The sequence below is a fragment of the Frateuria sp. YIM B11624 genome (assembly GCF_049727805.1).
Lineage (GTDB): Bacteria > Pseudomonadota > Gammaproteobacteria > Xanthomonadales > Rhodanobacteraceae > Frateuria_A.
In genome coordinates this window covers 45167-70340 of the sequence record NZ_JBCNYA010000001.1, presented here as the reverse complement: position 1 = coordinate 70340, position 25174 = coordinate 45167, and the positions used below count along the sequence as shown (strand labels likewise).

Genomic DNA, 25174 nt, shown 5'->3' with positions numbered 1-25174 from the left:
GGGAGCGACCTCGCGTTGCCGGTGGCGCCCGCCGCCGGCGCTACTGGACAGGCGCCTTTTCCGCTGTTTTTGCCGGCAGCGCGTAGGCGACCAGCGCATCGCCCATCTTCGTACCCAGCGAACGATGTCCGCCGGCCATCACCACCACGTACTGCCGCCCGGTACGTTCGGAGACATAGCTCATCGGCGTGGCCTGCCCGCCGGCCGGCAGGCGCGCCTGCCACAGTTTCCTGCCGGTACGCACGTCGTAGGCGCGCAGATAGGAGTCGAGCGTGCTGCTCATGAACGCGACGCCACCGGCAGTGACCATCGGACCGCCCAGACTTGGCACGCCCAGCGGCAGCGGGATGCCGAACGGCGCCTGGTCCTGGATGGTGCCGTTCTTGTGCATCCAGACCTTTTTCATGGTGGTGAGGTCCACCGCGGCCAGGTAGCCCCACGGCGGGGCCTGGCACGGCACGCCCAACGGCGACAGCAAGGGATGCAGGTCGACGGCGAACGGCGTGCCCTTCATCGGCTGCAGCCCCTGCTCGCTGCCGCCGCCCTTCGCGTCCTTAGCTTCCTCGCGCGGCACCAGCCGGGATACGAACGCCATGTAGCTGGGATTGAGGATCGCCACCTGGCGCACCGGGTCGATGGCGATGCCGCCCCAGTCGAAGATGCCGTAGTTGCCCGGATAGATCAGCGAGCCCTGCACCGAGGGCGGCGTAAAGATGCCCTCGTAACGGTACTTGCGGAAGGTGATGCGGCAGACCAGCTGGTCATAGGGCGTGGTGCCCCACATGTCCGCCTCGCGCAGCTTTCGCTCGGGCATGAAGGTGAGCGCGGAGAACGGCTGGGTCGGCGACACATGGTCGCCCCTGGCCGCGCCTTGCGGCACCGGCTGCTCGGGCGCAGGCACCAGCAGGTGGCCGTCGCGGCGGTCCAGCACGTAGATGTCGCCGCGCTTGGTCGAGGCGACCAGCGCCGGCACCTTCCCCTGCGGCGTATCCAGGTCGACCAGCGTCGGCTGGCCGCCGACGTCCATGTCCCACAGGTCGTGGTGCACGGTCTGGTAGACCCAGCGCACCTTGCCGGTGGCGATGTCCAGCGCCACGATCGCGCTGCTGTACTTCTCCGCGCTCGGGTCGCGCCGGCCGCCCCAGATGTCGGGCGTCTGGTTGCCCATCGGCAGGTAGACCAGGCCCAGCTTCTCGTCGACGCTGAATACGCTCCAGGCGTTGGGCGAGTTGCGGATGTAGGTCTGCCCCGGCGGCAGCGGCCGGGTCTGGCCCGGCTCGGAGGGGTCCCAGTTCCACAGCAGGCGGCCGGTATCGATGTCGTAGCCGCGGACTACGCCGGACGGCTCGTTCGTCGACGCGTTGTCGGTGACGCTGGCACTGGCGATGAGCACGTGGTGCGTCACCGTCGGCGGCGAGGTCGGGTTGAGGAAGCCCGGCTTCTTGACCGGCTGGTCGTCGTACAGGTGGATCACGCCGTTGCCGCCGAAGTCGCGGCATGGCTCCCCGTTGTCGGCATTGATCGCCACGATGGTGGCGTCCGCCGTGGGCGCGAAGATGCGGCGCGGGCAGATGTCGACCTTGATCGCGGTCGGCGCGACCGCCCCCGCGGGCGTGGGCGCCGACGCCGCGGCGGCCAGTTCCTGGTCGGCCGGCAGTCCCATGGCGGCGGCCTGCGCGGCGTAGGTGCCGGAGTCGTAGTAGGCCACGCCGCGGCAGATCATGTGCTGGTAGTCCTTCGCGTCGCGGTTGATCTTCGGGTCGAAGCGCCAGATCTCGCGGCCGGTGTCGGGATCCAGGGCGATCACGATGTCGTGCGGCGTGCAAAGGTAGAGCATGCCGTTGGCCTTGAGCGGTGTGACCTCGTTGGCGATCTCGGTCGGGTCGCCGGGGCCCGGGAAGTCGCCGGTGTGGAAGGTCCAGGCCACCTTCAGCCGGTCGACGTTCCGCGGCGTGATCTGCGCTGCCGGCGAGTAGCGGTCGCCATAGCCGGAGTGGCCGTAGGCGATCCAGTCGTCCGGTGCGGCGAAGGGTGCCGGCGCCTTGCCGGTGGCGTTCATGCGTGCCGCCGCGACCTCGCCTGGATGGTCGTGCGGGGAGCGGAACAGCGAGGCCGCGCCGACCACTAGCGCAATCACCAGGCTGACGCCGATCGCCCAGCGCCCGCCACGCAGCGAGCGATCCGGCACCGCGCGGTGCGTCGCATCGACGGGACACAGCCGCCGGTTGACGAACGGCAGCCAAAGCCAGAGCGCCAGCACGAACCACACGTCCAGCCGCGGCAACAGTTGCCACCCGTCGAGCCGCACCTCGACCACCGCCCACACCGTGCTGCCGAGCAGCACCAGCGCGTACAGCCACAAGGCCAGCATCCGCCCCAGCGCGAGCAGCACGCCGGTCGCCGCCACGCCCAGTCCAACCAGCAGGTAGTACCAGGAGCCGCCCAGCGCCAGCAGCCAGAGGCCGCCCACGACGAGCGCGAGACCCAGCAGGATGAAGACGATGCCGGTGACGAACAGCAGCGGGCCGGAACGCGACAGGCGGGCCAAGGCACTCTCCGGAAACGCGGCGATGCCGCACAAGAGCGCCCGGTATAACACCGCGCTCGCCCAGGCTCCGTCGAGACGAAAAAAAGGCCGGCGATGCCGGCCCTCGAATGGTGCCCCCGAGACGATTCGAACGTCCGACCTGCCCCTTAGGAGGGGGCCGCTCTATCCAACTGAGCTACGGGGGCGAGGCGCGGATTTTGGCATGGATGCGCGCACGGCGCGATTGTCCGTGCGGCTTCGCGCTCCGGTCGCCCCATCCGCCTGTCGGCACCTTCCCCCGTGAACGGGTGAAGGCTCACCTTGCAACATCCCGGCTCTTCCCCGGTGAAGGGGGAAGGCTCGCCTTGGCGGCATCCGGTCCTTCCCCCGCTTGCGGGGGAAGGTGCCCGCAGGGCGGATGGGGGAAGCCCTGCCTCGGCCTCTCCCGCCGAAGCCCTTCCGACCACCCTGCTAGAATGGTCGTTTCGCAATAGTCCGGCCCCCCAACGGTGCCCGACCCCAAGGAGTCACGCATGTCCCACGATATTCTCAAGGCGCTCGGCCTGGGCGATTCCCATTCCGGCACCTACCTCGGCAACGGCGAGTGGTCGAAGACCACCGACGCCGGCACGATCAAGCCGCAGAACCCGGCCACGGGCGAGGTGATCGCCAGCGTGCACGCCTCGAGCAAGGCCGACTACGAGACCATCGTCAAGCGCGCGCAGGAAGCCTTCAAGGTCTGGCGCACCACCCCGGCGCCCAAGCGCGGCGAAGCCGTGCGCCTGTGCGGCGAGGCGCTGCGCAAGCACAAGGACGCGTTGGGCTCGCTGGTCGCGCTGGAGATGGGCAAGATCAAGCCCGAAGGCGACGGCGAAGTGCAGGAGATGATCGACATCGCCGACTTCGCGGTGGGCCAGAGCCGCATGCTGCACGGCTACACCATGCACTCGGAGCGTCCGGGCCATCGGATGTACGAGCAGTACCAGCCGCTCGGCCTGGTCGGCATCATCAGCGCGTTCAACTTCCCCGTCGCGGTGTGGAGCTGGAACGCGTTCCTGGCCGCGATCTGCGGCGACATCTGCATCTGGAAGCCCTCGCCCAAGACCCCGCTGTCGGCGGTCGCCACCATGAAGATCTGCAACGAAGCGCTGAAGGCCGGCGGCTTCCCGGACATCTTCTTCCTGTTCAACGACGCCGGCACCGAACTGTCGCAGGCCTTCGTGGACGACAAGCGCATCCCGCTGATCAGCTTCACCGGCTCGACCAAGGTGGGCCGCATGGTCGGCGAGCGCGTGGCGCACCGCATGGGTCGCTCGCTGCTGGAGCTGGGCGGCAACAACGCGATCATCCTCGATGAAACCGCGGACCTGAAGCTCGCCATCCCGGGCATCGTGTTCGGCGCCGTCGGTACCGCCGGCCAGCGTTGCACCACCACGCGCCGCCTGTTCGTGCACGAGGCGATTTTCGACAACGTGCTCGATACCCTGGTCGGCGCGTACAAGCAGGTCGAGGGCAAGATCGGCGACCCGACCTTGGCCACCACGCTGATGGGTCCGCTCAACAGCCCCGAGGCGGTGCAGGGTTATCTGGCCGCCATCGAGAAGGCCAAGGCCGCGGGCGGCACCGTGCGCACCGGTGGCGCGGCGCTCGACGACCGCAAGGGCAACTTCGTGCTGCCGACCATCATCACCGGGGTGAAGAACGCCGACGAGGTGGTGCAGACCGAGACCTTCGCGCCGATCCTCTACGTGATCCCGTTCAAGACGCTCGATGAGGCGATCGAGATGCAGAACGACGTGCCGCAGGGCCTGTCCTCGTCGATCTTCACCAACAACGTGCGCGCCGCCGAGCAATTCCTGTCGGCGGCCGGTTCGGACTGCGGCATCGCCAACGTCAACATCGGCACCTCCGGCGCCGAGATCGGCGGCGCCTTCGGCGGCGAGAAGGAAACCGGTGGCGGCCGCGAGTCGGGCTCGGACGCGTGGAAGGTCTACATGCGCCGCCAGACCAACACCATCAACTACTCCGACGCGCTGCCGCTGGCGCAGGGCATCAAGTTCACCGTGTAAGCGATGCAACACCTCTCCCCGGCCCACGGGGAGAGGATCCACCGACCGAGGATCGCCGCCATGAACGCAATGCCTCCCGTCCATCGCACCACCAGCGCCATGGCCGTGGTCAGCCTGGTCTTCGGCATCGCCGCCTGGTGCATGTTGCCGGTGGTCGGCGCCATCGTGGCGATCATCTGCGGCCACCTGGCGCGCGGGGAAATCCGCCGCTCGCAGGGCCAGTTGGAAGGCGATGGCCTGGCCGTGGCCGGCCTGGTGCTCGGCTACGTGCAACTGGCCTTCGGCCTGGTCGTGGTGCTGTTCACCATCGCCGCGCTGGTGCTCGGCCTGTCGATCGGCATCGGCTCCTCGTTCTTCCACTGACATGCCCGAAGGCGCCTTCGACTTCACTGGCTACCGCGTGCTGGTCGCCGGCGGCAGCAAGGGCATCGGCCGCAGCATCGCACTGGCCTTTGCCGAAACCGGTGCGACGGTGTCGATCTGCGCGCGCGGCGCACAGGCTCTGCAGGCTACGCGCGGGGAACTGTCCGCGTTCGGCCACGCCGTGCATGCGGCGAGTTGCGATCTCGCCGACGCACAAGCCATTGCCACGTATATCGAGGACGCCGCGCAGGCGCTGGGCGGCATCGACGTGCTGGTCAACAACGCCAGCGGTTACGGCTTCAGCGACGACGACGAGGGCTGGATGCGCGGCTTCGAGGTCGACCTGATGGCCGCCGTGCGCGCCTCGCGTGCCGCCCTGCCCCATCTCGCAGCCTCACCGCATGCTTCGATCCTGCACACCAGCTCGATCGCCGCCTTTCACCCGCGTCGCCACGGTGCGCCGTACGCGGCGGTGAAGGCGGCGCTCAGCCAGTACACCACCTCGCAGGCGCTGGCCCTGGCCGAGCAGCGCATCCGGGTCAACGCCATCGCGCCCGGCTCGATCGAGTTTGCCGACGGGCTGTGGGACCGGCGCCGCCGCGAGGAGCCGACGCTGTACCAGGCGACGCTCGCGAAGATCCCGTTCGGCCGCTACGGCAGGCCGGAGGAAATCGCGCACGCCGCGTTGTTCCTAGCCTCGCCGTACGCTGGCTGGATCACCGGCCAGACGCTTTGCGTCGACGGCGGCCAGGGGCTGACGGGCTGAACCATGGCCGCCTTCGATCCCACCGCCCGATTCAGTGATCGCGTGGGCGATTACGTGCGCCATCGACCGGACTACCCGCCTGCCCTGCTGGCCTGGCTGCAGCGCGAGTTCGGGATCTCGCCGGACTGGGCGGTGGCCGACGTCGGCGCGGGCACGGGCATTTCCTCCCGCATGTTCCTGGAGGCCGGCTATCGCGTGACGGCGGTCGAGCCGAACGCGGCCATGCGTGCCGCGGCGGTCGAGTGGCTCGGCAGCCACCCGCGCTTCCAGGCGATCGACGGGCGCGCCGACGCCACCGACCTGCCCGATGCCTCGATGGATCTGGTCGTCGTGGCACAGGCCTTCCACTGGTTCGATCCCGCCGCCACTCACCGGGAGTTCGGCCGCATCCTGCGCGCCGGCGGACTGGCGGCGATCTTCTGGAACTCGCGCAAGCTTGCAGGCACGCCGTTCCTCGATGGCTACGAAGCGCTGCTCAGGCGCTACGGCATCGACTACGCCATGGTCGCCGAACGCCACGCCAGCGACGAGGCGATGCGCGCCTGGTTCGGCGACGGCCTGCGCGGCGAGGCGCATTTCGCGCACCGCCAGTTGCTGGATTTCGACGGCCTGCTCGGCCGTCTGCTGTCTTCTTCCTACGCGCCGCGGCCGGATCACCCCGACCACCTGCCGATGAAGCGCGCACTGCGCGAGCTGTTCGACCGCTGCGCCGTCGACGGCGCGGTCAACCTGGACTACGACACCCGCGTCTTCGCGGGCGAGGTGCACTGATGTACGACCTCCTGCGACCGCTGCTCTTCGCGCTCGATGCCGAAACGGCCCATCGGCTGACGCTCTATGCGCTGGGCGTGGCCCATCGCAGCAACCTCGGCCGCTTCGTCGCCACGCCGCCGGAGGATCTGCCGGTCACCGCCTTCGGGATCCGCTTTCCCAACCCGGTCGGCCTCGCTGCCGGGCTGGACAAGAACGCCGCGCACATCGACGAGCTGGGCGCGCTGGGCTTCGGCTTCATCGAGGTCGGCACGGTGACGCCGCGCCCGCAACCGGGCAACCCCAAGCCGCGCATGTTCCGCTTGCCGCAGCACGAGGCGATCATCAACCGGCTGGGCTTCAACAACGAGGGCGTCGACGCGCTGGTGCGCAACGTCGAGGCCTCCAGCTACCGCGGCGTGCTGGGCATCAACATCGGCAAGAACAAGGACACGCCCAACGAGCGCGCGGTCGAGGACTACCTGTTCGGCCTCGAGCGCGTGTACCGCCACGCCAGCTACGTTACGGTGAACATCTCCTCGCCCAACACCCAGGGCCTGCGCGACCTGCAGGAGGAGGCCACGCTGCGGCGCTTCATCGAGACGCTGCGCGAGGCGCAGGAGCGGCTCGGCAGCCAGGCCGGCGCGCGCAAGCCGATGCTGCTGAAGATCGCACCGGACCTCGGCGAGGCTGAACTCGACGGCATCGCGGAAGTGCTGCGCACGGCCGGCATCGATGGCGTGATCTGCACCAACACCACGATCGACCGCAGCGCGGTGGCGGGCGACCCGCATGGCCGGGAGGCCGGCGGACTCTCGGGCAAGCCATTGTTCGCGCGCTCCACCGGGGTGCTGCGCGGCATGCGTGCTCGACTGGGGCCGGACGTCCCGATCGTCGGCGTGGGCGGCATCCTGGATGGCAGCGATGCGGTCGAGAAACTGGACGCCGGCGCCAACCTGGTCCAGCTCTATTCCGGCCTGATCTACCGCGGACCGGCACTGGTCGGCGAATGCGTCAACGAGATCCGCCGCCAGCACGGAGCATCGGATGCCGGCTGAGCGCGTCGACATGGGCGGCTACACGCTGATCGAGCAGGCCCCGCTGGCCACGCGCAACACGTTGCGCGTGGCCGCCCGCGCCAGGTTGCTGGCCGAGGTGCGCGATGCGGCCAAGCTGCCCGAGCTGTTGGATTTCCCCGCGGTGCGCGACCGTCCGCTGCTGGTGCTGGGCGAAGGCAGCAACCTGCTGCTCACCGGCGACTTCGACGGCACCGTGGTGGCGATGGCCACCCGCGGCGTGCAGGTCGAGCAGGACGGCGACGTCGCGCGCATCGCGGTGGCCGCGGGCGAGCGCTGGGACGACTTCGTGCGCTGGACGCTGGGCCAGGGCTTCGCCGGCCTAGAGAACCTGATCCTGATCCCGGGCACCGTCGGCGCCGCGCCGATCCAGAACATCGGCGCCTACGGCACCGAAGTGGCCGAGTTCGTCGAGAGCGTGGAAGCCTGGGACCTGCACGAGCGCCGCGTGGTCTCGCTGGACAACGCCGCCTGCGCGTTCGCCTACCGCCATTCGTTGTTCAAGCGCGAGCCCGGCCGCTACATCGTCACCGCCGTGCGCTTCGCCCTGCCCCGCCAACGCGAACTGCGCACCGACTACGCCGGCATCCGCGAGGAGCTGGCGCGCATGGGCGTGGACAAGCCCGCGCCGTTCCACGTCGCCGAGGCCGTGGTGCATCTGCGCACCCGCAAGCTGCCCGATCCGGCGGTGATCGGCAACGCGGGCAGCTTCTTCAAGAACCCGATCGTCGATGCGACGCTGGGCGAATCGCTCAAGCGCGAGCATCCGGAGCTGGTCGCCTGGCCCGGCAGTGACGGCCGCTGGAAACTCTCGGCCGCGTGGCTGATCGAGGCCGCAGGTTTCAAGGGCCATCGCGAAGGCGACGCCGGCATCTCCAACCGCCACGCGCTCGTGCTGGTCAACCACGGCCACGCCAGCGGTGCCGAATTGTGGGCGCTCGCGCAAAAGGTGATCGCGGGCGTGCAAGACACGTTCGGCGTGCGGCTGGAACCCGAGCCCGTGGTCATCTGAGGCAAGCCCTCCTCCATCCGCCCTTCGGGCACCTTCCCCCGCAAGCGGGGGAAGGATTCGCAAGGACCGCCTGCCGAGCCTTCCCCGTTCACGGGGGAAGGTGCCGACAGGCGGATGGGGGTGGCATGGCCTCAGCGCGTCATCGCCGCGCCTTCGACAACAGCCGCAGGATCTCCAGGTACAGCCACACCAGCGTCACCATCAGCGCGAACGCGCCGTACCATTCCATGTATTTGGGCGCACCTTCCTGAGTGCCGCGCTCGATCAGGTCGAAATCCAGCGCCAGGTTGAACGCCGCCAGCCCCACCACCAGCAGGCTGAAGCCGATGCCCAGCATGCCGGACTCGTGGATGAAGGGAACCTGGATGCTGGTGAAGGCGCGCAGGCCGATGTCCACCAGGTAGAGCAGCATGATCGCGCCGGTGGCGGCGACCACGCCGGTGCGGAAACGGTCGGTGACCTTGATCACCCGCGTGCGGTAGAGCACCAGCATCACTGCCAGCACGCCGGCGGTCAGCATCACCGCCTGCAGCACGATGCCGTGGTAGCGCAGTTCCATGAAGGCCGAGATGCCGCCGAGCGCGAAGCCTTCGGCGATGGCGTACAGCGGCGCGGTGATGCCCGACCACTGGCGCAGGAACGTGCTGGCCAGCGCCAGTACGAAGCCGACGATCAGGCCGCCCCACATGAACGGCGAGATCGCCGCGAGGGCGCCGGCCACGTCGCCCGCGGCGGCCAGCGTGTCGAAGCGGTGCCAGGTCCAGCCGCCAGTGACCACCGCCAGCAGGAGCAGCAGGCCGGTCTTGGCGACCGTGCCGTTGAGCGTCATGCGATCGCCTTCGGCAAACAGGCCCTGGAAGGTGTTTTCGCGCAGTACCGGGTTGCTGGAGCGCATGGATTCCCTCTCTCTCGTGGTTGCCACGCGGACGCGGCGCTGTCCCATGCTAGCGCGTCGCAGGCCCGCCGAGCGCGCCCGCCTTGTGCGGCCGGTCCAGCTCCGGCAGGAACACCGTGATCAGGCCCATCAGCGGCAGGAATGCGCACAGGCGGTAGACGTATTCGATCCCGTGCACGTCAGCGAGCTCGCCCAGTACCGCCGCGCCGATGCCGCCCATGCCGAAGGCAAAGCCGAAGAACAAGCCCGAGACCATGCCAACGCGCCCCGGCAGCAGTTCCTGCGCATAGACCAGGATCGCCGAGAACGCCGAGGACAGCACCAGGCCGATCACCACGCTGAGCACGCCGGTCCAGAGCAGGCTGACGTGCGGCAGCAGCAGCGAGAACGGCGCCACGCCCAGGATCGAGATCCAGATCACCCACTTGCGCCCGATCCGGTCTCCCACCGGGCCGCCGATCAGCGAGCCGGCCGCCACCGCGGCCAGGAACACGAACAGGTGCGTCTGCGCGCTCTGCACCGACACGCCGAAGCGGTGGATCAGGTAGAAGGTGTAGTAGCTGGAAAGGCTCGCCAGGTAGAAGTACTTGGAGAAGATCAGCAGGCCCAGGATCAGCAGCGACAGCAGCACGCGGTTGCGCGATAGCGTCACCTGCGCATGGTGCCGGCGGACCGCACCGCGGGTCGCGTGATGGGCGCGGTACCAGCCGCTCACGCGCAGCAGCACGGCGATCGCCAGCAACGCCGCCAGCGAGAACCAGGCCACGCTGCCGCGCCCGTGCGGCACGATCACCCAGGCCGCCAGCAGCGGCCCCAGCGAGGCGCCGGTGTTGCCACCGACCTGGAACAGCGACTGCGCCAGCCCGTGCCTGCCGCCCGAGGCCATCCGCGCCACCCGCGAGGACTCCGGATGGAATACCGACGAGCCCGTGCCCACCAGCGCCGCGGCCACCAGCAGCATCGGGAAGTTCGGCGCCACGGCGAGCAGCAGCAGGCCGCAAAGGGTGAATCCCATGCCCACCGGCAGCGAATAAGGCATCGGCCGCCGGTCGGTGGCCACGCCCACCAGCGGCTGCAGCAGCGAGGCGGTGAGCTGGTAGGTCAGCGTGATCAGGCCGACCTGGGCGAAGCTCAGCGCGAAGCCGCTCTTCAGCACCGGGTAGATCGCCACGATCAGCGACTGGATCATGTCGTTGAGCAGGTGCGAGAAGCTGATCGCACCGAGCACGGCGAAGGCGGTGCGCGGCTCCGCGGGTGCGGTGGCGGCGAGGGGTTCGACGCGGGTCTGCATGGGGCGGGCGGTCCGGGGGACGCGGCGTGGGGGGCCGCGCCGCGCACTCTAAAACCTGGGAGGGCGACATGAAAGGCCTGCCCGTCCCAACTTGCAGCGCTCGCGATTCACCAGCGAGATCGTTGCGCCCCGTGCCGAGGCGACGAAACGCTAACGGCGCGCGCCGAACTCCTCGGCGGCACGGCCGGCCCGAAGGCGCGCCATGCGTATGGCGGCGGCCAGGCGCCCGCCGAGGCCAGGCGTCCGCTTCGCCCGCTTGGGCTTGCGCGGAGCGCCTGGCACGTCGTGCGCCCGCGGGCCACGCCGGCGGGCCGAGGCCTGCATGGTCGGCAGCGCGCAGCGAGCCGCGCCGCCGCGCGCCCGGGACATCCGGCCCTCGTCCCCCTGGCGCGCGCGGACGATATCGTCGGCAACGACCTTGGCCGCGCGCTTCGAAGCTGTCTTTCCGGTCATGCCATGGATCTCCCGCTGCTGGATGCCCATGCTGCGCAGCGGCGCGTGAAACGGCGGGCAAGGCTTCGTTGGCCCGGCCTTCGTGGGTCCGTAGCACCCGTTCAGCCTCTTCGATTGACCGCCTGCAGGCCGGCCCGGATGATGCCCGGATGCCCATCCTGCGACGCCTTCTGCTCTGCCTGCTGCTGGCCGGCTTTCCCGCGCTCCACGCGCAGGATGCGCCGACCGCGGCGACCACCCCCACGGTGTCGCCCGCGCAGGCGCTGGACGACCTGCGCGACCAACTCGACGGCATCAAGTCCGCGCTGAAGAACAAGCCGGACGACCATGCCCTGGCCGACCTGCGCACCACGGCGTTGGCGGTGCAGGACCAGGCCGAGCAGCTCGCCGGCACGCTTTCGCCGCAGATGGGCAGCCTGGATGCGCGCCTGGCCGTGCTCGGCCCCGCCCCGGCCAAGGGCGCACCGCCGGAAGCGGCCGAGGTCGCCGGCCAGCGCCGGCAACTGGACAAGGACAAGGCCAACCTCGACGCACAGATCAAGCAGGCGCAACTGCTCGGCGAGGAAGGCATGCAACTGGCCACGCAGATCTACGGCCTGCGCCGCGACCAGTTCCAGGCGCAACTGACCTCGCGCACGGCGACGCCATTGGGTGCGTCTTTCTGGGCCGAGCCGGCGCGCACGCTGCCGGACGACCTGGCGCGCCTGAAGCGGTTGCGCTCGCACGTCGCCGACGCCTGGCACGACGCCTGGCAACCGCCCAACCGCCTGCCGCTGCTGCTGTGCCTCGGCGCTGCCCTGTTGCTGCTCGCCGCCGGGCGCCTGCTGCTGGAACGCCTGCTGTACCGGCTGGCCGCGCGCGCCATGCCCGACGGACACCTGCGCCGCAGCGCCACGGCGGCCGGTGTCGCTCTGGGATCGGTGCTGGTGTATGGCCTGGCCGTGCAGCTCGTGCGCACGGGACTGGACTGGAATGGCACGCTCGACCCGAGCCTGGACGAACTCGCCCGCTCGCTGGTGCGCCGCGTCTGTTTCGCGGCCTTCGTCGCGGGATTGGGGCGCGCGCTGCTGTCGGTGGCGCACCCGACGTGGCGGCTGCCCACGCTCTCCAACGCCGCGGCACGACGGCTGCGCCTGTTCCCCGGGCTGCTGGCGGCCGCCACGCTGCTGCTGGGGGTGATCGACCGGGTGAACAGCGCGATCGGCGCCAGCCTGCCGGCGACCGTGACCACGCGCGGCCTGCTCGCGTTGGTGGTCAGCGGCCTGGTCGGCGTTGCGCTGTTGCGCCTGGACCACGCGCGGCGCGCATTGCTCGCGGCCGGCAGTGCCCCCGCACAGCGCCCCGTGTGGGTCGGGCTGCTCGCCGGCGCGGCGGCGCTGGGCGCGATCCTCAGCTGGATCGCCGTGTTGCTGGGCTACATCGCGCTGGCCTATTTCATCGCCGTGCAGATGCTGTGGATCGGCGTGCTGATCGGCGCGCTCTATCTGCTGCTGCACCTGGTGCACGACCTGGTCGCCACCCTGCTCGCCCCGGAGGGGCGCAGCGGGCAGCGGCTGCAGGCGGCCTTCGGGCTCCCGCCGCGGACGCTGGAACAAGCGGCCACCGTGCTGTCCGGGATCAGTCGCGTGCTGATCCTGCTGCTGGCAGTCGGCGCGCTGCTGGCACCCTTCGGCACCGATCCGCAGGAACTGGCCGGACGGATGGGCCAGCTGTTCGGCAACCTCAAGCTCGGCCAGCTGACCATCAACCCGGGCACGGTGTTCGAGGCGCTGGCGGTGTTCGTGCTCGGGCTCTTCGCCGTGCGCGTGTTCAAGCGCTGGCTGGGCGAGCAGTTGCTGCCCCGGACCACGCTCGAACCGGGCATGCAGAACTCGATGGTCACCCTGCTCGGCTACGCCGGCGGCGTGCTGGTGTTCGCGCTGGCGCTGGCCGCGCTCAACGTGAGCCTGCAGAGCATCGCCTGGATCGCCAGCGCGTTGTCGGTGGGCATCGGTTTCGGCCTGCAGGCGATCGTGCAGAACTTCATCTCGGGCCTGATCCTGCTCGCCGAGCGGCCGGTGAAGGTGGGCGACTGGGTGAGCCTGGCCGACGTCGAAGGCGACATCCGCCGGATCAACGTGCGCGCCACCGAGATCCAGCTCTGGGACCGCTCCACCGTGATCGTGCCCAACTCGCAGCTGATCACCCAGAACGTGCGCAACGTGACGCTGGCCAACGCGCAGGGCCGCGTGCAGATCAAGCTGCCGATGCCGCTGGACACCGATGCCAAACGCGCGCGCCAGATCATCCTGGACGCCTTCCTCGGGCATCCGACGATGCTCGATACCCCCGCGCCGAGCGTGCAGCTGGAGCACGTCGACACGCTGGGCATCCACTTCGTCGGCACTGGCTACGTGCCCAGTCCGCGCGAGGTCGGCGGCGTGCGCAGCGAGCTGCTGCTGGCGATCCTGGAGCGACTGCGCAGCGAGGGCCTGCCGCTGACCCGCCCGCAGGACATGCGCATCCATCGCCTGCACGACGCTGGCGAGACCGGCTGAGCGCGGGGAGGCGGCCATGGCATTCCACCAGCGCGTGCCTGCCCCGCCACTGGACGTCCTGGTCGAGAAGCTGTGGGACTGGGACATGCCGCCGGCAGCGCACCAGTACGAGCGCGTGCTGCCGCAGCCGGGTGCGCAACTGATCATCAACCTCCACGAGGACCAGACGCGCGTCTACACCGACGACGCCGAACGCCGCTGCCTGCGCTCCTCCGGCAGCGTGCTCGGCGGGCCGCAACTGTGCAGCCAGATCATCGATACCGCCGAGCAGATCCGCGTCATGGGCGTCGTATTCCGCCCGGGCGGTGCGGGCGCGCTGACCGGCGAGGACATGGGGGCGCTGGAAGGCCGCGACGTGGACCTGGCCGGCCTGTTCGGCCACCACGCCACGACGCTGCGCGAACGCCTGCTGGAAACGCCGCAACCGGCACACCGGCTCGCACTGCTGGAACGATGGTTGCGCCAATGCATGCGCCTGCCGCGCCTGGAACCTTGCGTCGCCCATGCGCTGGCCTGGCTGGAACGGACACCGCAGGCGGCGCGCATCGGCTGGCTGGTGCGGGAAACCGGAGTGTCCGAACGCAGGCTCGGCCGGCTGTTCCGCCGACAGGTCGGCTACGGGCCCAAGCAATACGCGCGGCTGCTGCGCTTCCGCGCCGTGGTGGCGCAGGTGCATGGCCGCCCGCGCGTGGACTGGGCGGCCGTGGCGGCCGATGGCGGCTATTGCGACCAGGCCCACCTGGCGCACGAGTTCCGCCGTTTCGCGGGCATCACGCCCGGTGCGTTCGTCGCGCAACAGGGCGTCTACCTCAACCACCTGGCGCTCGACTGAGCGTCCGGAAATCTACAAGACCCGGGCCGGCACGACCGCCTAGATTCGTCGCTCCCGACAGGAGAAACGTGATGAACCGAGGACCCAGCACCATCATCCCCTGCCTGCGCTACCGCGACGCCCACGCGATGATCGACTGGCTGTGCGGCGCATTCGGCTTCGAGAAGCATGCGGTGTACGACGATGACCAGGGCGGCGTGATGCACGCCCAACTGGTCTACGAGGGCGGCATGCTGATGCTCGGCAGCGTGCGCGAGGACGGTTTCGGCCGGCTCATGGCCCAGCCCGATGCGCTGGGAGGACGCGAGACGCAGTGCGCCTGCGTGACCGTGCGCGATTGCCGTGCGCACTACGAGCGGGCAAAGGCGGCCGGCGCGCAGATCGTCGACGAATATGCGGAGAAGGACTACGGCGGTGCCGGTTACGGCTGCCGCGATCCGGAAGGCCACCTGTGGTGGTTCGGCAGCTACGACCCGTGGGCAGGGTGAGCACCAGCTCCTTCCTCCTTGCTTAGGAAAGGGAGCAGATCGACGTTTGCGACGCCCACGACTGGGCGCGAATCAGGCTCCCTCTCCCCTCCGGGGAGAGGGTTGGGGTGAGGGGCCGGGGCTCGCCGGAAACCTTCACCCTGCGCTGCTTGCGGGTGAGATGACAAGCGTTTCCCCGCGTGTCCGCCCCTTTACGCAAGCCTTGCCCCTCACCCCAGCTCTCTCCCCGGAGGGGAGAGGGAGCCGAAGCCTAGGGCGCTGCTGCGACGCGCTTGAGCTTCGACGCCGGTCGCGCCACCGCATACATCTCCCACGCCATCTGCTTGAGCAGGCCCTGGCGGTCCTTGCCCTGCACGTACAGGTCCATGTGCGTGCGGCCGGGCAGGAAACGGAAGTCCGACTTCGCGCCCAGGCCATCCAGCACGGCCTTGAGCCTGTGCGCGGCGCCGTCGAGGTAGAACGTGTCCGCCGTGCCGACGACCAGGTGGATCTTGCCGTCCAGGTCGGGCTTGAGTTCGGACCAATGCTCTTTCACCCGGCGCGCGATGTCGTAGTGCGCGCTCCAGTAGGCGACCACCACCGGGTCGACATCGCCGGTGTCGCGATCGAACATCGGCATGGGACGGCCGTCCGCGCCCCGCGGCGAGAACACCCAGTCGAACGAGGCCATCTGCCCGCCGTAGGGGCCGATCACGCGCTCCATCCGCGCGAAATCCTCGTAATTGGCGATGACCTTGCCCTTGTCGCGCACCAGCGGGTACGGCGTGCCGTCCGCACGGCGGTAGACGTTGGCATGCGGCGCATACAGGTCCACGCCGGTGAAATCGTGAAAATCGCTCGGATCGGGCGAGGTCGACCAGGTGCCGCCGAACACCTTCGGGTAGCGCGTCTGCAGCCACAGCGTGGCCCAGCCGCCGGAGGAATGGCCGGTGAGGAAGCGGCCCGAAGAACGCGCATCCATGCGGTATTTCCCTTCCAGGGCGGGAATCAGCTCGGCGGTGAGCGCCTGCCCCCACGGACCGTTGTTCACCGAGTCGGCGAACTCGTGGGTGCCGGTCGGGCTGGACTCGTCCAGCACCACCCAGATCATCGGCGGCAGCTGCTTCTCGGCCATCGCGCCGAACACCATCGCCGCGGTGCCGGCCTGCGTGTGCAGGTCGCCACCGTAGCCGTGGGTCTGGTAGACGGTCGGGTACGTCGCGCGGCTTGCCGGGTCGTAGCCGGGCGGCAGCACCACCCAGCCACGCATGTGGATCGGCCGGCCCCAGAAGGCGGTGAGCGAGGGGCTGACAAAATCGATCGACTGCACCTGCTCGCGCGCCTGTGCCAGGTGCTTCTTCGTGGTCTCGCTCAGGTAGCGTGTCGGAAGATCCCACAGCGCCGTCGTCGGCAGGGTTTCGGTGAGCGCCAGCGCGGGCGTATTGGCGCTGGGCAGATGCACCTGCACCACCGCGCTCACCAGGTCGCCGCCGTTGCGCCCGTGGTAGTTGTAGTCATGCTGGGGATCCAGCACGGCCTGGACGAGATAGTCGCCCGGCGGCAGCTTCGAGAACGCGGAAGGAAAGGCCTGGTCGTCGGCATCCAGCAGCACATCGGCGCCGGGTGCCAGGCGCTCGACTTCGCGTGCGGCGACGGCGGTCTGCTTCGGCGCGAACGGACTGCTGTCCACCTCGGTGACCTTGCCTTCCTTGGCCGCGGCCCTTGCCGCCTTCGCCTCGGTGGCGAACAGCAGCAGGCGCCCGGCGACCGGTTTACCGGCTGCGGCCGGCAGGCTGACCTGGAAGAACGGGTGTGTCGCCGGCGCCGCTTCGCGCGCGCAGGCGCCGGAGGCCAGCAGGCCGGTGAAGAGCAGCGCCAAGGCGCCGTGGACTGGTTTGAACATGGCAAGCGCTCCCTGATGCAACGAGGGGCCGGTTACCCGGCCCCATGGATGGTCAGTCTGCCGATCCGTCGCCCTTCTTCTGCACCGGCGCCAGGCGCAGGTCCTGGAAGTCGAAGCTGAAGTCGGTCAACGGCGAAATCGGTTCCATGCGCGCCTCGCGCACGTGGCCGTCCTCGTCCAATGCGAAGGTGACGAAGGCATCGGCGTTGAGCGTGCGGTCGTCCCAGCGCACGGTGAAGGTGTCGTGCTGCCAGGGCGTCATGGTGCCGACCAGTTGCGGCGTGTGGCCGAAGCGCATGCGCAGCTTGCCGCCCTCGCGGCTGACGACGACGTTGCCGTACCACGGGTCGCGGTAGGTGCCTGCATAGCCGGCCAGCGGCAGCGACGGCTTGCTCTTCCTGTCGCGCGCGGCCTCGTGCTTGGCCATGCTGTCGTCGGCCTTGGCCTGGGCATGCTTGACCGCCTTGTCGTAGGCGGCCACCCAATCGGTCTTCTCGCCGGGATTGAGGTAGGCATCGAGCGCGCGGTAGGTGACCGCGTTGAAGGCGGCGCCCGACTCGGCGTTGGTCAGCACCACCACGCCGAGCTTGAGTTCCGGCACCAGCGTCACGCGCGAGACCATGCCCGGCCAGCCGCCGGTGTGCCAGACCAGCTTCTTGCCGCGGTAGTCGGACAGGAACCAGCTCTCGCCGTAGCCGAAGAAGTCGGGCGTGAGCGGCGCCAGCTCCGGCACCGGCGGCTTGTTGATCCGGATCGGCGTGAGCATCGACCACATCTCGTGCTGGCTCTTCTCCGAGAACAGCCGCTGCGGCTTGCCGTCCGCGCCGGTGGTCGACAGCAGGCCGCCGGCCAGTTGCACGTTCATCCACTTGGCCAGGTCGTGCACGCTCGAGTAGATGCCGCCGGCGCCCGGATCGTTGAGCCAGGCCATCGGCGGCACGGGCTTGAGATCCTTGAAGTCGGCCTTGGCGTGGCCGGTGGCGACGTCCATGCCGGGCTTGAGGTAGGTCTTGTCGATCAGCGACTGATCCATGCCCACCGGCTTGAAGATGTGCTCGCGCACGTAGTCGGCGTAGCTCTCGCCGGAGGCCTGCTCGATCACCAGCGTGGCCACCGCGAACAGGATGTTGTCGTAGGCGTAGCCGGCGCGGAAGCTGTTCTTGATCGGCACCCTCGCCAGGCGCTCGACCACTTCCTTGGTGGTGTAGCTGGTCGGCGGCCAGTACAGCAGGTCGCCGGCGCCCAGCGACAGGCCGCTGCGGTGCGCCAGCAGGTCGCGGATGCGCATCTCGTGCGTGACGTAGGGGTCGGACATGCGGAACCACGGCAGGTGCTCGATCACCCGGTCGTCCATGTCCAGCTTGCCCTGCTCGGCCAGCTGCTGCAGCGCCGCGGCGGTGAACGCCTTGGTGTTGGAGGCGATCGCGAACAGCGTATTGGCGTCGACCTTGTCGCCCTTGCCCAGCTCGCGCAGGCCCCAGCCCTGCTCCATCACCACGCGGCCATCTTTGACGATGGCCACGGCGATGCCCGGCACGTCGAAGGTCTTGCGTGCGCTGTCCACGTAGGCGCCGAAGTCGGCCAGCTGCGGCGGCGGCAGCGGGCGCGCGGTATCGCCGGTGGAGACCGGCGGCGGCAGCGGCCGCGACGCGGGCGTCTGCGCCAGCGTGCCGGTGGCGGCAAACAGCAACGCGCAGGCCAGCGCCAGGCGCAGGGAGGAAACGGGCTGGGTCATCGAAAGGCTCCGCTGATGAGAACGCCCCACTATCGCGACAAAGGCGCCTCGGCGCCAGCCCGTCCGGTCCGCTTAGCGGGCCTTCGCGGTATGGGCGTCCAGCCAGGAGGCCAACGGGACCGACCACAGGTTGTCCAGGCCGTTGTCCCACGCAGCCATGCGCGCCATGTCCTGCCGTCCCTGCGCGGCGGTGCGCGGGTAATGCACGGGTACGCCCCGCGCGCTGGAGAAGTACAGCGTGCGGTGGTCCGGGCCCAGGTGCGAACCCCACGGGGAGCCGTGGTTCACCTCGTCGCCCAGGTCTATCGGCGCACCCCAATGGTCGCCCTCACGGAAGGTGATGTAGAGCCGGTCCGGCCCGTCCTTGCCGGCATAGTTGGCGTCGAATACCAGAAAGGATTCGTCCGGCGCGACCGCCGGATCGAGCTTGTGCGCGCCAGCATCGCCGAGCGCGACCTCCACAGGCGGCTGGTAGGTGCCATCGCGGTACTGCGAGCGGAACAAGCGAAAAACGCCGTCCGCTCCCGGATGCTGGAAATACACGCTGCCGTCCGCGGCGACGCTCGGCGCATAGGTGCGGCTGCTGGCGTTGACGGTGTCGGGCAGGCGCACCGGCTCGCCCCAGCCGCCGCCCTTGCGGTCGACCCGCCACAGGTGACCGCCCGAGCCGGCCGCCACCTTGCCATTGCCCAGTACCGCATCCAGCGGCTTGCCGCCCGGCCGATCCGGCCGGTTGGAACTGAAGACGAGGAACGAGCCGTCCGGCGCCATCGCCGGGTCATGGTCCAGCCACCGACCGGAAAACGGGGCGACCACCGGTACCGACCAGCCATCGGCGGTCCGGTGCGAAACCAGGATGGCCGCGTTGGGCCAGCGCACGCGATCGAAGAACACCGTGTTGCCGTCGGGCGTGAAGGCGGCTGAATCTTCGGCGGCCGGGCCGGATACCACGCCTGGCGCGAAGACCTGCGGCTGCACGGAAGCCGCGGCAGCGGCTGGCGACGAAAGAGCGACACAGACACACGCGGCCAGCAGACGGCCATTCGTTCGGGACATGTTCGTTCCTTGAGGTTGGGGACCACGCAGCGGCACAGATACGCCGGCTACGCGGCACTGGCGTGTGCCGCAAGTCATCCGCTCACGCGCGGCGCCGCGTCGGCGTGACAAGATGCGCCCCTCGCTGTCGGGAGCCCCTGCCCATGCCATCCCCTACCCCGTCACCTGCATCATCGATCCGCGCCGGCATCGGCGGCTGGACCTTCGCGCCCTGGCGCAACAACTTCTACCCGGCCGGCCTGGTGCAGCGGCGCGAGCTGGAGTACGCCAGCCGCCAACTGCGCGCGATCGAGATCAACGGCACGTTCTACGGCGCGCAGAAGCCGGCCACCTACGCCAAATGGGCCGCGGAGACGCCGGAGGGCTTCGTGTTCGCGCTAAAGGCGCCGCGCTACGTGGTCGAGAGCAAAAAACTGGCTGCGGCCGGTAAGGGCATCGACGCGTTCGTCTTTAGCGGCATCGAGGAAATGGGCGACCGGCTCGGTCCGATCAACTGGCAGCTCGGCCCGGCACGGCCGTTCGACGCGGACGACATCGCCGGCTTCCTCGATCTCCTGCCGCGCGAGCTCAATGGCCGTCCGCTGCGGCACGTGCTGGAAGTTCGGCATCCCAGCTTCGAAAGCGAGCGCTACGTGGAGCTGGCCCGCGCGCGCGGCGTGCCCACCGTGTTCACCGACGCCACGCGGTATCCCTCGTTCGCCGATATCACCGGTCCGTTCGTATATGCGCGGCTGATGCGCAGTAGCGCCGACGAGCCGGACGGCTACCCGACCGAGGCGCTCGACGCCTGGGCAGCACACGCACACGCCTGGGCGCGTGGCGAGGACCCGGCAGCGCTCCCGCACGCAGGGGCCCCGCAGTCGCGCGGCGCGCCGCGCGAGGTGTTCATCTTCTTCATCAGCAGCGCGAAGGAACGCAATCCCGCGGCCGCCATCGCCTTGCAGGCGCGCGTCGACCAGCCACGACCGTAGCGTTCGAGGCGACGTTTACGGACGTTTGTCCCGCACGTCACGGCGGCTGCGGCAAGCTGGGAATCGTCGCACCGACGACACTCCCACCACCGCCCAGGAGATTCGCCATGACGATCCAATCGACCGGCTACAACGCCACCAATACCACCCGCGCTGGCATCGGCAGCGGCCCCGTACTGGCCTCGAGCACACTCAACGGCGAGAACGTGCGCAACGCCTCCGGCGAGGACTTGGGCGAGATCAAGGACCTGATGATCGACACCGCCAGCGGCACCATCCAGTACGCGGTGCTGTCCTTCGGCGGATGGTTGGGCATGGGCGACAAGCTGTTCGCGGTGCCGTGGAACTCGATGCGGCTGGACACCGTGAACCACTGCCTGGTGCTCGACGTTTCCAAGGACCGCCTGAAGGATGCACCCGGCTTCGACAAGGACAACTGGCCGGACTTCGCCGATACCACGTTCACCAACCGCATCAGCAACTACTACCACTGAGGGCCGCGGCCCGGACCATGCGAGGGCGCCGCCGCGGCGCCCTCCTCGCGTGTGCTCCCGTACACTGGCGCTCCCCCGCCAGCCGATGCGCGCCATGCAGCACCTCACCTTCCAGCTCGACCGCGAGCACGTCGAACTGAACCAGTTGCTCAAGCTGAGCGGTCTGTGCGACAGCGGCGGCGCCGGCAAGGCGCTGGTCGCCAGCGGTGCGGTCCACGTCGATGGACAGCGCGAGCTGCGCAAGACCTGCAAGATCCACGCGGGCCAGACGGTACGGCTCGGAGACGTGGAAATCCGCGTCCTCTGATCGATCTGGCTCCCTCTCTCGCCGGGGCGGAGTAAAGGCGCCGTGGCGGCCGAACGGCAAGAGAACAGGCAAGGTAACCGTAGATCTACCTCCGGCGAACACACCACAACTCCCCGTGATCTGCCGAGAGGTGTTGCCCATGACCCGCCGATGGTTTGCCCTGCTCCCGCTGGCTGCCGCACTGCTCGCCGGTTGCGGCGTTTCCGGCCCCGCCGCGGCCGACGGCGTCGTGCGCCTGCCCGATCCCCGCCTTGACCCGCCCCCCGCCCAGCCGGGCGAACAGGTCGCGGTATTCGCCGGCGGCTGCTTCTGGGGCGTGGAGGCGGTGTTCGACCACGTTCGCGGTGTGCGTCGTGCCTGGTCCGGCTATGCCGGCGGTGCGGCCGACACCGCCACCTACGAGCAGGTCAGCGATGGCGACACCGGGCATGCCGAGTCGGTGAAGGTGATCTACGACCCGCGCCAGGTCAGTTACGGCCAGTTGCTCAAGGTGTTCTTCGCCGTCGCCCACGATCCCACCCAGCGCAACCGGCAAGGGCCCGACGTGGGCAGCCAGTACCGCTCGGTGATCTTCTACGCCACGCCGCAGCAGCAACGGGTGGCCGACGCCTACATCGCCCAGCTCACCGCCGCCCACGCGTTCGCGGCGCCCATCGTGACCCAGGTGACGCCGCTGCAGGGTTTCTACACGGCCGAGGCGTATCACCAGAACTATGCCGCGCAGCACCCGGACAGCCCCTACATCGTCTACAACGACGCGCCCAAGGTGGCGCATCTGAAGCAATGGCTGCCGGCGCTCTATCGCACCCCTACGCAGACGGTGGACGTGCAGTTGCAATGAGCCGGGCGCAGGTTCCAGCCGGCGCGGGTGGAAGCGGCTGAGCGCCGTGGGCGTGGGCGATCAGTTCGCCGGCGGCACCAGCCGCAGGCGTGCGCTGCCGGGACGCTGGCCGGGACGCAGCATGCGCTCGATCTCCGGCACTTCCAGCGCCCGCGCGTAGAGGTAGCCCTGGCCTTCCGTGCAGCCGGCGCGCAGCAGGAACTCGTGCTGCGCCTCGGTCTCGATGCCTTCGGCGATGGCGCACAGGCCCAGCCGCTTGGACAGCGCCAGCATCGCCTCGACGATGGCCGCGTCGTGGGTGTTCCCGGGCAGGCCGTCGACGAAGCTCTTGTCGATCTTGAGGAAGGCGATCGCCGGCAGCTTGAGGTAGGCCATCGAGGAATAGCCGGTGCCGAAGTCGTCGATGGCCACGCCCACGCCCAGCGAGTGCAGCGCATTCATGGTGCGCTCCATCTCGTCGCCCAGGCGCAGGATCGCGCCCTCGGTGATCTCCAGCAGCAGCCGCTGCGGCGCGACCCGCTCAGCCACCAGGAAGCGGCGCACGTCCTCCACGAATTGCGGCGCGCCGTAAGTGCCGGCCGAGATGTTCACCGCCACGCGGATCGGCGGCATGCCCTCCTCGTCCCAGCGGCGCATCTGCCGGGCGACGGCCTGCAGCACCCAGTCGTCGACGTGGCGGATCAGGCCGAGCTTCTCGGCCATCGGGATGAACTCGCCCGGCGAAATCTCGCCGCGCGCCGGGTGGCGCCAGCGCAACAGCGCCTCGACCGCCACCACCTTGCCGCTGCGCATGTCCACGCTCGGCTGGAAGACCAGGCGGAACTCGCCGCGGGTCAACGCCTGGCGCAGTTCCGCCGCCAGCGCCAGGCGCTTGCGCGCGTCGGCCTGCATCATCGGCGAGTAGAGGCGGAAGGTGTTGCGCTCCTGCGTCTTGGCCGCGTACATCGCGGCGTCCGCGTTGGCGATCAGCGTGACCGGATCGCTGCCGTCCAGCGGATAGCCGGCGATGCCGATGCTGGCGCTCAGCGCGACCTCGTAATCGCCGACCTTCATCGGCTCGCCCAGCACCGACAGCAGCCGCTGCGCCAGGGCGCTGGCCTGCTCGCGCGAGACCAGCCGACCGATCAGCACGGTGAACTCGTCGCCGCCAATGCGCCCGGCCACGTCGTGCTCGCCCAGGTCGCGGGTGATGCGTTCGGCCACGTGCACCAGCAGGCGATCGCCGATGGCATGGCTGTAGCTGTCGTTGACCACCTTGAAGGCGTCCAGGTCGATGAACAGCACCGCCACCGCGCCGTGGCCCCGGTCGGCGGCGGCGATCGCCTGCGCGCACTGCCGCTCGAACTCGGCGCGGTTGGCGAGCCCGGTCAGCGGGTCGTGCGTGGCCAGGTGTTCCAGTCGGCGCTGGTTGGCCTTGGTAGTGCTGATGTTGGTGAACACCGCCACGTAGTGCTGCACGCGCTCCTCGGCATCGCGGATCACGCTGATGCTGAGCAGCTCGGGATAGACGCTGCCGTCGGCGCGCTGGCTGTGCACCTCGCCCAGCCAGTTGCCGCCGGCGTCCAGCGTGTCCCACACCGATGCCGGCAGCGGCGTGTCGTCGGCCAGCCGCCGGGTCTCGTCGAACCGGTGCCCCTGCACGTCCTGCAGCGTCAGGCCGGTGATTGCCGCGTGCGCCGCGTTGACCGAGACCACGCGGCGATCGGCGTCGGCGATGATCACGCCCTCGGCGATGCTGGCCAGCGCCTCGGCGGCGATGCGCCGCTCCTGCTCCAGACTCAGCCGCTCGGAGATGTCGCGCACGATCGCCTGGCGCACCGAGCGATCACCCCAGCGAACCAGGCTGCTCTGCGTTTCCACCGGCCGCTCGTGGCCGGCGCGGTCGCGCAGCGTGCCCTGGGTGATGCCCTCGCCGCGCGGCTGGCGGCGTTCGAACAACGCGGCGAATGAGGTGCCTATGAGTTCCTGCGTGCCCTGGCCGGTCCATTCGACGGCCTTCTGGTTGGCGTCCAGGATGTGGCCGCGCTCCTCGTCCACCATCAGGATGGCGTCGGCGGCGCGGTCGAACAGCAGCCGGTAGCGCTCCTCGGTGCCGCGGATGTCCGCCAGGATGCGCCGCGCCATGCGCAGCCACAGCAGCAAGGCGATGCAGGCGGCGGCCAGCACCGCCGCGAACAGCATGTGCCCGAGCCAGGCCGCGCCGCGGGCGATCTCCAGCGAGAAGAGCTTGGTCTGCGGCTCGATGAAGGCATTGAGCGCCGCCACGCGGGCGCGCTCGCTGGCGACCAGCGCGGCGGAGGGCCCACCGCTGACATACGCGCTTTCCAGCCGGTCGGCGATCTGGGACAGCTCGCCCACGCTCTCATCGGTCGAGCGCCATGCCGCCACCGCCTGGCGGATGTAGGGCGCGCCTGAAAAATGGTCGAAGATGAAGATCATGCCCGGGATGGCCGAGGGGATGACCTCCCCGCGTGCGAAGGCACGGGCCACCGCGTCGCGGTCGAAATGGTCGCTGGCGATCGCATCGCGCGCCCAGCGGTCCGATGCGACGAGTGCATGGTTGCGGCGGAAGCCGGCCAGGTCGGCCGGATTGCCGCTGGCCGCATAGGCGTCCAGATCGATGACCGCCTGCTTCTGCGCCTTGGACCAGAGACTCTCGCCGTTGAGGAAACCGGCGAGAGTCACCTGCACCTGCAATGCGCCCCAGGTGAGGGCCAGGATCAACGCGATGATGCCCGCCAACGCATAGCCGAGCGGCAACAACCGCCTAAGCAAGGGCATTTGCAAGGTGGTGCGAGCGACTGGCATCGAATCTCTTCATCCCGTTGA

The 25174-nt window shown here is 69.5% G+C and carries 21 protein-coding genes and 1 tRNA gene; 13 read left to right on the top strand and 9 right to left on the bottom strand.

All coding sequences use genetic code 11. The features are described 5' to 3' along the window. Window positions 1–40 precede the first annotated feature (40 nt). On the bottom strand, window positions 41–2548 hold the full coding sequence (locus AAIL17_RS00360) for a glucose/quinate/shikimate family membrane-bound PQQ-dependent dehydrogenase (RefSeq protein ID WP_424680814.1): 2508 nt from the start codon (window positions 2546–2548) through the stop codon (window positions 41–43). 108 nt (window positions 2549–2656) lie between these two features. Next, a tRNA-Arg gene (locus AAIL17_RS00355) sits at window positions 2657–2733 on the bottom strand. A 327-nt stretch (window positions 2734–3060) separates the two neighbouring features. On the opposite strand from AAIL17_RS00355, the gene AAIL17_RS00350 reads away from it, so the two are divergent. The 6 genes from AAIL17_RS00350 to murB are packed head-to-tail and all read left to right on the top strand — an operon-like array spanning window position 3061 to window position 8563. Then, on the top strand, window positions 3061–4596 hold the full coding sequence (locus AAIL17_RS00350) for an aldehyde dehydrogenase family protein (RefSeq protein WP_424680813.1): 1536 nt from the start codon (window positions 3061–3063) through the stop codon (window positions 4594–4596). Between the two features lie 60 nt (window positions 4597–4656). After that, entirely contained in the window at window positions 4657–4959 is a 303-nt protein-coding gene (locus tag AAIL17_RS00345) for a DUF4190 domain-containing protein (protein ID WP_424680812.1), read from the top strand. Between the two features lies 1 nt (window position 4960). Continuing rightward, window positions 4961–5725 carry an SDR family NAD(P)-dependent oxidoreductase gene (locus AAIL17_RS00340; protein WP_424680811.1) on the top strand — a complete coding sequence of 255 codons (765 nt, stop codon included), beginning with the start codon at window positions 4961–4963 and terminating at the stop codon, window positions 5723–5725. A 3-nt stretch (window positions 5726–5728) separates the two neighbouring features. Further along, entirely contained in the window at window positions 5729–6496 is a 768-nt protein-coding gene (locus tag AAIL17_RS00335) for a class I SAM-dependent methyltransferase (RefSeq protein ID WP_424680810.1), read from the top strand. Further along, entirely contained in the window at window positions 6496–7533 is a 1038-nt protein-coding gene (locus AAIL17_RS00330) for a quinone-dependent dihydroorotate dehydrogenase (protein ID WP_424680809.1), read from the top strand. The genes AAIL17_RS00335 and AAIL17_RS00330 overlap by 1 nt, the downstream gene beginning before the upstream one ends. Window positions 7534–7543: 10 nt before the next feature. After that, the gene (gene murB, locus AAIL17_RS00325) at window positions 7544–8563 is read left to right on the top strand and encodes a UDP-N-acetylmuramate dehydrogenase (RefSeq protein ID WP_424680934.1); all 1020 of its coding nucleotides are present in this window, start codon (window positions 7544–7546) and stop codon (window positions 8561–8563) included. A gap of 139 nt (window positions 8564–8702) precedes the next feature. Here murB and AAIL17_RS00320 read toward each other — a convergent pair whose 3' ends face one another. The 3 genes from AAIL17_RS00320 to AAIL17_RS00310 all read right to left on the bottom strand — a co-directional run bounded on the left by AAIL17_RS00320 (window position 8703) and on the right by AAIL17_RS00310 (window position 11232). Further along, window positions 8703–9458, bottom strand: coding sequence for a Bax inhibitor-1/YccA family protein (locus AAIL17_RS00320; RefSeq protein ID WP_424680808.1), 756 nt, complete (start codon window positions 9456–9458; stop codon window positions 8703–8705). Between the two features lie 49 nt (window positions 9459–9507). Next, complete coding sequence (locus AAIL17_RS00315) at window positions 9508–10749, bottom strand: MFS transporter (protein WP_424680807.1); 1242 nt, start codon at window positions 10747–10749, stop codon at window positions 9508–9510. Window positions 10750–10899: 150 nt separating this feature from the next. Next, complete coding sequence (locus tag AAIL17_RS00310; protein WP_424680806.1) at window positions 10900–11232, bottom strand: hypothetical protein; 333 nt, start codon at window positions 11230–11232, stop codon at window positions 10900–10902. 119 nt (window positions 11233–11351) lie between these two features. On the opposite strand from AAIL17_RS00310, the gene AAIL17_RS00305 reads away from it, so the two are divergent. The 3 genes from AAIL17_RS00305 (at window position 11352) to AAIL17_RS00295 (ending at window position 15059) form a co-directional block, all read left to right on the top strand. Continuing rightward, a complete protein-coding gene (locus AAIL17_RS00305) occupies window positions 11352–13739 on the top strand; it encodes a DUF3772 domain-containing protein (RefSeq protein WP_424680805.1) in 2388 nt (795 codons plus the stop codon). 16 nt (window positions 13740–13755) lie between these two features. Further along, window positions 13756–14571, top strand: coding sequence for a helix-turn-helix domain-containing protein (locus tag AAIL17_RS00300; protein WP_424680804.1), 816 nt, complete (start codon window positions 13756–13758; stop codon window positions 14569–14571). Window positions 14572–14642: 71 nt separating this feature from the next. Further along, on the top strand, window positions 14643–15059 hold the full coding sequence (locus AAIL17_RS00295; RefSeq protein WP_424680803.1) for a VOC family protein: 417 nt from the start codon (window positions 14643–14645) through the stop codon (window positions 15057–15059). A 250-nt stretch (window positions 15060–15309) separates the two neighbouring features. On the opposite strand, the gene AAIL17_RS00290 is transcribed toward AAIL17_RS00295, so the two are convergent. From AAIL17_RS00290 to AAIL17_RS00280, 3 genes are all read right to left on the bottom strand, one after another. Further along, window positions 15310–16941 carry an alpha/beta hydrolase-fold protein gene (locus tag AAIL17_RS00290; RefSeq protein ID WP_424680802.1) on the bottom strand — a complete coding sequence of 544 codons (1632 nt, stop codon included), beginning with the start codon at window positions 16939–16941 and terminating at the stop codon, window positions 15310–15312. A 52-nt stretch (window positions 16942–16993) separates the two neighbouring features. Further along, window positions 16994–18676, bottom strand: coding sequence for a serine hydrolase (locus tag AAIL17_RS00285; protein ID WP_424680801.1), 1683 nt, complete (start codon window positions 18674–18676; stop codon window positions 16994–16996). 72 nt (window positions 18677–18748) lie between these two features. Further along, window positions 18749–19732, bottom strand: coding sequence for a TolB family protein (locus tag AAIL17_RS00280; protein WP_424680800.1), 984 nt, complete (start codon window positions 19730–19732; stop codon window positions 18749–18751). Window positions 19733–19875: 143 nt separating this feature from the next. Between AAIL17_RS00280 and AAIL17_RS00275 the strand changes: the two genes are divergently transcribed. The 4 genes from AAIL17_RS00275 (at window position 19876) to msrA (ending at window position 22345) form a co-directional block, all read left to right on the top strand. After that, window positions 19876–20703, top strand: coding sequence for a DUF72 domain-containing protein (locus AAIL17_RS00275; RefSeq protein ID WP_424680799.1), 828 nt, complete (start codon window positions 19876–19878; stop codon window positions 20701–20703). Between the two features lie 107 nt (window positions 20704–20810). Continuing rightward, window positions 20811–21197, top strand: a complete 387-nt coding sequence (locus tag AAIL17_RS00270; RefSeq protein WP_424680798.1) for a PRC-barrel domain-containing protein — start codon at window positions 20811–20813, stop codon at window positions 21195–21197. Between the two features lie 94 nt (window positions 21198–21291). Continuing rightward, window positions 21292–21504 (top strand): RNA-binding S4 domain-containing protein, encoded by a 213-nt coding sequence (locus AAIL17_RS00265; protein ID WP_424680797.1) that lies wholly within the window; start codon window positions 21292–21294, stop codon window positions 21502–21504. Window positions 21505–21643: 139 nt separating this feature from the next. After that, window positions 21644–22345, top strand: coding sequence for a peptide-methionine (S)-S-oxide reductase MsrA (gene msrA, locus AAIL17_RS00260; protein WP_424680796.1), 702 nt, complete (start codon window positions 21644–21646; stop codon window positions 22343–22345). 60 nt (window positions 22346–22405) lie between these two features. Here msrA and AAIL17_RS00255 read toward each other — a convergent pair whose 3' ends face one another. Continuing rightward, a complete protein-coding gene (locus AAIL17_RS00255) occupies window positions 22406–25126 on the bottom strand; it encodes a putative bifunctional diguanylate cyclase/phosphodiesterase (RefSeq protein WP_424680795.1) in 2721 nt (906 codons plus the stop codon). Window positions 25127–25174 lie beyond the last annotated feature (48 nt).

Bases quoted from the DNA above. Each gene is read 5' to 3' on its own strand.
- AAIL17_RS00285 (WP_424680801.1), bottom strand. From the start codon at position 18,676: ATGACCCAGCCCGTTTCCTCCCTGCGCCTGGCGCTGGCCTGCGCGTTG.
- AAIL17_RS00265 (WP_424680797.1), top strand. From the start codon at position 21,292: ATGCAGCACCTCACCTTCCAGCTCGACCGCGAGCACGTCGAACTGAAC.
- AAIL17_RS00345 (WP_424680812.1), top strand. From the start codon at position 4,657: ATGAACGCAATGCCTCCCGTCCATCGCACCACCAGCGCCATGGCCGTG.
- AAIL17_RS00350 (WP_424680813.1), top strand. From the start codon at position 3,061: ATGTCCCACGATATTCTCAAGGCGCTCGGCCTGGGCGATTCCCATTCC.
- AAIL17_RS00295 (WP_424680803.1), top strand. From the start codon at position 14,643: ATGAACCGAGGACCCAGCACCATCATCCCCTGCCTGCGCTACCGCGAC.
- AAIL17_RS00310 (WP_424680806.1), bottom strand. From the start codon at position 11,232: ATGGGCATCCAGCAGCGGGAGATCCATGGCATGACCGGAAAGACAGCT.
- AAIL17_RS00320 (WP_424680808.1), bottom strand. From the start codon at position 9,458: ATGCGCTCCAGCAACCCGGTACTGCGCGAAAACACCTTCCAGGGCCTG.
- AAIL17_RS00340 (WP_424680811.1), top strand. From the start codon at position 4,961: ATGCCCGAAGGCGCCTTCGACTTCACTGGCTACCGCGTGCTGGTCGCC.
- AAIL17_RS00305 (WP_424680805.1), top strand. From the start codon at position 11,352: ATGCCCATCCTGCGACGCCTTCTGCTCTGCCTGCTGCTGGCCGGCTTT.
- AAIL17_RS00300 (WP_424680804.1), top strand. From the start codon at position 13,756: ATGGCATTCCACCAGCGCGTGCCTGCCCCGCCACTGGACGTCCTGGTC.
- murB (WP_424680934.1), top strand. From the start codon at position 7,544: ATGGGCGGCTACACGCTGATCGAGCAGGCCCCGCTGGCCACGCGCAAC.
- AAIL17_RS00315 (WP_424680807.1), bottom strand. From the start codon at position 10,749: ATGCAGACCCGCGTCGAACCCCTCGCCGCCACCGCACCCGCGGAGCCG.
- AAIL17_RS00280 (WP_424680800.1), bottom strand. From the start codon at position 19,732: ATGTCCCGAACGAATGGCCGTCTGCTGGCCGCGTGTGTCTGTGTCGCT.
- AAIL17_RS00290 (WP_424680802.1), bottom strand. From the start codon at position 16,941: ATGTTCAAACCAGTCCACGGCGCCTTGGCGCTGCTCTTCACCGGCCTG.
- AAIL17_RS00335 (WP_424680810.1), top strand. From the start codon at position 5,729: ATGGCCGCCTTCGATCCCACCGCCCGATTCAGTGATCGCGTGGGCGAT.
- AAIL17_RS00330 (WP_424680809.1), top strand. From the start codon at position 6,496: ATGTACGACCTCCTGCGACCGCTGCTCTTCGCGCTCGATGCCGAAACG.
- AAIL17_RS00275 (WP_424680799.1), top strand. From the start codon at position 19,876: ATGCCATCCCCTACCCCGTCACCTGCATCATCGATCCGCGCCGGCATC.
- AAIL17_RS00270 (WP_424680798.1), top strand. From the start codon at position 20,811: ATGACGATCCAATCGACCGGCTACAACGCCACCAATACCACCCGCGCT.
- msrA (WP_424680796.1), top strand. From the start codon at position 21,644: ATGACCCGCCGATGGTTTGCCCTGCTCCCGCTGGCTGCCGCACTGCTC.
- AAIL17_RS00255 (WP_424680795.1), bottom strand. From the start codon at position 25,126: ATGCCCTTGCTTAGGCGGTTGTTGCCGCTCGGCTATGCGTTGGCGGGC.